At 45.9% G+C, this 6,379-nt stretch carries 4 protein-coding genes; 2 read left to right on the top strand and 2 right to left on the bottom strand.

Annotation, left to right across the window (positions count from 1 at the left end; translation table 11 throughout):
• A partial coding sequence (locus IQR33_RS02700) for a TRAP transporter permease (protein WP_228013728.1) occupies positions 1 to 1,795 on the bottom strand: 1,795 nt, incomplete at its 3' end.
• An 88-nt stretch (positions 1,796 to 1,883) separates the two neighbouring features.
• Positions 1,884 to 2,894, bottom strand: coding sequence for a TAXI family TRAP transporter solute-binding subunit (locus tag IQR33_RS02695; protein WP_017635521.1), 1,011 nt, complete (start codon positions 2,892 to 2,894; stop codon positions 1,884 to 1,886).
• A gap of 836 nt (positions 2,895 to 3,730) precedes the next feature.
• Between IQR33_RS02695 and brnQ the strand changes: the two genes are divergently transcribed.
• Positions 3,731 to 5,041 (top strand): branched-chain amino acid transport system II carrier protein, encoded by a 1,311-nt coding sequence (gene brnQ / locus IQR33_RS02690; RefSeq protein WP_047102829.1) that lies wholly within the window; start codon positions 3,731 to 3,733, stop codon positions 5,039 to 5,041.
• 103 nt (positions 5,042 to 5,144) lie between these two features.
• Positions 5,145 to 6,353: a GGDEF domain-containing protein gene (locus IQR33_RS02685; protein WP_154204156.1), complete on the top strand. Its 1,209-nt coding sequence runs from the start codon at positions 5,145 to 5,147 to the stop codon at positions 6,351 to 6,353.
• Positions 6,354 to 6,379: the final 26 nt, after the last annotated feature.

Below are 6,379 nucleotides of genomic sequence, written 5' to 3'. Positions count from 1 at the left end.
AACCAGTGCGCATCGGTGGTGTTTTGGCGATGGTTGCTGCTGCAAAAGCGGTCAAACACACTGGTGGCGTAACGTTACTGTCTTGCGATAACCAAAAGATGATGAGGTGAGCAGCCAGCAATGCCAAGCCTACCGCTTCCATACCCAAACTTTGCTCTAGTAGGGTTTCCATAAAGTCTGCAGGTACTAACGCCACCATTTCTTTCGCAGTTTCCAACGCCATTGGTGCATTAAGAAGTTCCAACTTTTCTGGCGCCGCCAACATGAAGATGGCTTTTGCTTGTTCTGGCAATTGACCCGACACCATCAATTCAAGCAATTGGTTTTCCGCAATCAACTTGTAAAGCGCAGGGGCAGACAGTGTGCCCAACACAATATACGCCGCTGTAACAGGTAAACCCATACCCAAAACAAGAGAAGCGAGCGCAATCAGAACGATCATGATGAACAAGTCGCCATTCGCCCAACCGTCGATCATCAATGAGAAGGTGTTGCCGATGCCCGTTGTACTGATCACGTTGATCACCAAACCGATACCCACCAGCAATACAGCGGTTGTCGCCATGTTTTTCGCACCTTGCGATAGCGCTTCGATGATCGCTTTTGGTCCCATCTTGTGATCTTTCGAGAACCAAGAAGCCACCACCACAGAAATGATCGACAAGCCAGCAGCGTAAGTTGGCGTAAAGCCTTGAACCAACAAAGTAACCAATACCGCCAGTGGGATAAGATTGTGCCAACCGCTGATCAACACTTTCAGTAGAGATTCATCGCTGGTCGTGATTTTTTGAACGCCGCTGCGTTTGGCTTCGATACGCACAAAGAACGCCACAGACAAGAAATAGATAAGAGCAGGAATGAAAGAAACGGCAATAATATCAACATAAGGAATTTGCGTGTAAGACGCCATGATGAAAGCACCCGCGCCCATCACTGGTGGCATCAACTGACCACCTGTCGATGCCGCTGCTTCAACGCCCGCCGCGAAGCGCGAAGGAAAACCTGCTTTTTGCATCAAAGGAATACTGATAACACCGGTTGAAACCGTATTTGCCACACTAGATCCAGATACTGAGCCCATCAATCCCGAGCCAATCACTGCGATAAAACCGGGACCACCGATGATTTTACCAGCCGCAGCACGTGCCACATTGATGATGTAATCACCAACACCAGAGCGAACAAGAAACGCACCAAACAGAATGAACATGAATACGAAAGTCCAACTGATGCGCGAGATAGAGCCAAACATGCCCTCAGAAGAATAGAAGCTACGGTAGAGCAAGGTTTCCATGCTCAAACCCGGGAAGTGGAAAATACCTGTCGCCCACTTACCCCAAAGCACAACGTAGCTCAGACACACCACAATCAGCACTGGAATAAACCAACCCATGGTGCGTCGGATAAGCTCAATCACAATCAGGATTGCCATGATGGCGAAGACCCAATCGCTGGTCACGAACTTGACGCCACGTTCGTACAGCGCATCTTCGGCATAGGGAATGTAGAGCAAACACGCGACCGCGCCCATAGCAATTAACACATCGATACCGAGTGCAAGCTTACTCTGCTTGAGAGAGATATGAGCCGGATACCAAAGCGCACAAATCACCGCAAAGCCAGCAAAGTGGGTCGCGGAAATCCATAACTCTGGTAACGTCGATAAGGTATTAAACCAAATGTGCAAAGCAGACAACACCACGCCAAACACTGTGATTGTGGTGGTTACCCACGGAAAATCAGTGCGCGTGGGCAGCTCAAATTTCTGCAATTCCTTTTCTATTGAGTCGCTCATCTCATACTCCAAGCTCTGGCGGCTTTTTCCATCTTAGAAATCGGTAGGGATAAAATGCCCCGAGCCGAAACTCGGGGCGAAGTTGGCGTTATTTCGCCATTAGGTCTGATGGGATTTCGATGCCCATTTCTTTGTAGTAACGCACCGCACCTGGGTGAAGAGGCACTGGCAAGCCAGCGATCGCTTTCTCAATCGCCATTGCTTTTGTTGCTTTGTGGATGCCTTGTAGGAAAGGCAGGTTCTCGTAGATCGCTTTGGTTAGCTGGTAAACGTCCTCTTCCGAGATATCTTCACGAACTGCCAAGAAGTTAGGCTGTGCAATGGTGGTGATCGGCTTATCTAGACCTGGATACGTGTTCGCAGGGATCTCGTACTTCGTCCATAGGTTGTAGTTGCCGTTCGCCTCTTTGATTTGCTCGTCAGTAAACGAAAGGATCGAAATGTCTTTACCCAACGCAGCAAAAGCTTGAGTGACCGCACCAACAGGTACACCCGCAGGCGTGTTCATGCCGTCAATGGTGCCGTTTTGAAGTGCGCTCGCACTGCCGCCGTAACCCATGTAAGCAAGATTGAATTTATCAGGGTCGACCTTCAGACCTTTCATGATTTGGCGACCCGAGTTCTCAGTACCAGAGTTCTTCTTACCGATAGAGAACTTCTTGCCATCTAGGTTGTTCAGGTCAGTCACCGTGCCAGTTTTTGCTAAGTCAGAGCGAACAATAAAGTGCTCAACGTTTTGCCACAGCATAGAGACTGAACGCAGCTGCTCTTGGCGACCGCTCTTCTCATAAGGACCTTCACCAGACCAAGCCCATGCACCGTAAAGACCTTGTAGAATCGCGAACTGTGCTTCATTTTCGTTCAGCAGTTTGACGTTTTCACCAGAGCCCGCAGAGCTGATTGCAGAAAGGGAGAAGTGGTGCTTTGGTGCCAATTTCACTTTGCTTAACGTCGCCAACGCTACGCCCACAGGGTAGTAAGTACCACCTGTCGATGCCGTTGCAAGAATGTAGCTACGATCTTCTGCCGCAGCGTTAGCAGCAATACCAAAAGAAGTCACAGCGACAGCCAAAGCTTTTACCAGCTTATTCATTTTCATTATTACTCTCCGTGTAGTCGTTTCACGATTGGGGATTTACATCATGTTAAACCTTTATTAACAACACATTCCCTAGAGCAATTGAAATGCCAACTTTTAACCCTTTGTATTTATTGAACTAAGAGCTGAAAGACATCAAAAATGAGCAAAATCATGCTGATTTGATAGCAAAGTAATGAGCAAGATCTTGCTCATTGAAGAGGAGAAGGTTGCACGCCTAGATCGCAAAAGGTTAATAAAATGTGATCAAGACAAAATAAATGCACGATTCACTAATAAGCAATATTTTGCCGATGCAATTTTGGATTGAATTGCAACTAATGAGCGTCTTAACAATAAGAAGAAAAAGCGCATCATTCTAAACTGCTCACTTTATCAGCGGAGGTTTATAGCCTAAACGACTACAAATAGCACAAAAATACAGCAAAGAAAGCCATGTTACAAAAATGAAAAGTCATTTATTCTAATTTTTAATTTAAAAAGCAGCTCGATCCACCAGTTCAGAAATAAACATTGACCGTATCAACTTATTTTCTACTTCGGGGTTGTGCCAATGGCCCTATGTTCGTTAGTGTAACAACACGCCAAGGCAAACGTATTCCTTGGTATTTTTTCGTCTTTAAGGATCACCCATGTCAGCAACTGCGCAATTACAATTCGCTTTAAAACGCCCATCTGGCGTTGCTGCTGCGATCCTCCTGCTCTCTCTGAAACTGATTCAGAGCTGACAGGCTATATCTAAACTTTCTGTCAGCTTGAGAAGAAGCTGACGGGAACACCACATACTCCTCCCATTCCTTTCAGTTTCTTCCAAGCGAAACATAAGAGGAATAACAATGTTAAGCGCACGCAATATCGCCGCTTTGGGCTTCATGACTTTCGCCATGTACTTAGGCGCAGGTAACCTGATCTTCCCTCCATTTTTGGGTTACCAAGCAGGTGAAAACTTTCTGAGCGGGATGTCTGGCTTCCTCTTAACGGGTGTTGGTCTGCCTGCGATGGCACTGGTGATGGTGGCTATCGTAAACGGTTCAGACAAATTAACCGCTGCCCTGCCTAAACCTTTGGCGACAAGTTTTTGGGTGATGGTATTTATTGTGATTGGCCCTGCGTTCGTAATCCCACGTGCGATTACCGTCGCTTATCAATTCAGCTTTGCGCCAATGTTTGGTGATGCCGCTTTGGTGCCTTTCACTATTGCCTTCTGTGCTATCACCATTCTATTTGCTCTATATCCGGGTAAGTTGGTCGACAACCTAGGCAAGATCTTAACGCCTGCCTTGATGGTAATCTTGATCATCATGTCTGTGACGGCTTTGGTTTCTCCTGCAGGTGAGCTAACTGCCGCAACGGGACCATACGTATCTGGCGCATTTGCTGAAGGCTTAACCCAAGGTTACATGACCATGGATGCATTAGGTTCTATCGGTTTTGGTTGGATTATCTTCCGCGCGATTCGCAGCATGGGTGTGGATTGCCCGAAAGCCACCGCAAAATACACGCTAATCGCAGCTTTGATGTACGCGGTTGCCATGGCGTTTGTTTACATCTCATTGGCTTACATTGGCTCGACAAGCTCATACTTGGGTTCTGAGTTCAGCAATGGTGGCGACATTTTAACGGCATTCACCTTCAGCCACTTCGGCGCGTTTGGTTCACTACTACTAGGTGCCGTGATGGTATTGGCGTGTTTGACTACTGCTATCGGCGTAACCACCGCAGGCAGTGAGTTCTACGACAACACTTTCAGCAAAGTGAACTACAAAGGCTGCGTTATCACGACCATGGTATTGGCTGGTTTGATCGCCAACGTAGGTCTAGAGCAACTATTGGCTATCACATTGCCAGCGGTTGTGGCGCTTCACCCAGTCGCGATTGCGTTGATGATCATGGCACCAGTGCGCAACAAGATGTCGCAAATCATGGTGGTAGCAACCGCATTCACTGCTCTAACGTTTGGTTGTGTTGATGCGCTGCACATCCTAGGTTACATGCCAAGTTCCACTGATGAGTGGATGGGTAATTACATGCCTCTGTACAATGACTTTGCTAGCTGGATTGTGCCTAGCGTATTTATGATGATTGTTGGTCTGCTGTTTACGACGAAAACCAACCAAACCGAACAATTCGAGCTGGTGAATGAATAGCCGTTTAACATAAGACATCGCTCAATAAGTGCGTTACTATGTAGCTCGCTTATTGATATCAGGCAAAGGAGTTGCCTGAATGAAAGATTGATATGGGTCGCCTATGGATAATCAGTATCTAGACATCAGAACACTGAACTTTATCGTTATTCTGTTCTCTTGCATTTACTCTATTAGTCTGCTTTGTTATCAATACACTCAGGGTAGAGTCAAAGGCTTAAAAACCTTCTCGATATCACTACTGTTTATTGGTTTAGGCCCTTTTTTACTTGGCTTTAGAGGCTCTGCGCCAGACTGGCTGACCATCGTCATAGCCAACACTCTCATATTAGTCGGCTTCTTGCTTACGCTATATAGCGTAAGCATTTTTCGTCAATATCCTTTAAAATTGGCTCACTGTCTTACCTTGTTAACACCTGTTTTCAGTGGTTCATTTTACTATTTCACCTTCCATGACCCTTCTATCAAAAGCCGCATTATTTATCTGAGCATGTATATTTGTATCGTCACCTTCTTTAGTGGTGTCGCCATGCTTAAAGGTACCCAAAAGGACTTAAAGCTCCCTGTTAAAGCAATGGCTTACTCTTTCTTTGGATTTAGTTTTTTTATGGGATTTAGGGCGCTTTGGAGTACTTTTTCAGGTGAGTTACCAAGTTTTATGGTCGCAGGCCTTATCCATCAGCTGACTTTCTTATTTAGCATCTGCCTGATCGTTGCTTTGAGCTTTAGTATGCTGTGGTTAATTAACGGACGCTTGGTGCAATCCATAAATGATCTCTCTCATTTAGATGCACTCACAGGGCTATATAATCGTCGAGCCATGGAAGAAATCGTTCCAAACTTGGTTAGTAAAGCACATAAAAAAAGCCAAGCAATCAGCATTATTATGACTGATGTCGACAAGTTCAAAGCGATTAATGATCACTATGGTCACACGGTTGGCGACTCCGTCATGGCAACGATCTCCACTATTTTTAAAAAGCATCTTCCTGAGTCAGCCTGCATTGTGCGATTTGGTGGTGACGAGTTCATGATTGTTTTGCTCGAAAAAGCACAGCAAGCCAAAATTTTCGCAGAGCAAATTCGCCTTGCGGTCGAAACTGAAACCGCTTTGCAATCATTTAAAACTGAAGTGACCATGAGCTTTGGTATCAGTCAGTTATCTGAGGGGCAATCACTTCAAGAGGCGCTTGCTGAAGCAGACGAAGCGCTATATAGCTCTAAACATACTGGAAGGAACCTCGTTACCTTGTTTGGAGAAGGGAAAGACCTAAATTATAAGTTTGTCCCAGCTCCAGCCAAAAGCGCATAACGTGTTTGTTATGCCAGTAATTTCGA

This window comes from Vibrio sp. OPT46 (assembly GCF_015163535.1).
In the GTDB taxonomy this organism is placed as follows: domain Bacteria; phylum Pseudomonadota; class Gammaproteobacteria; order Enterobacterales; family Vibrionaceae; genus Vibrio; species Vibrio alginolyticus.
This window is presented reverse-complemented; position numbering and strand designations above follow the sequence as displayed.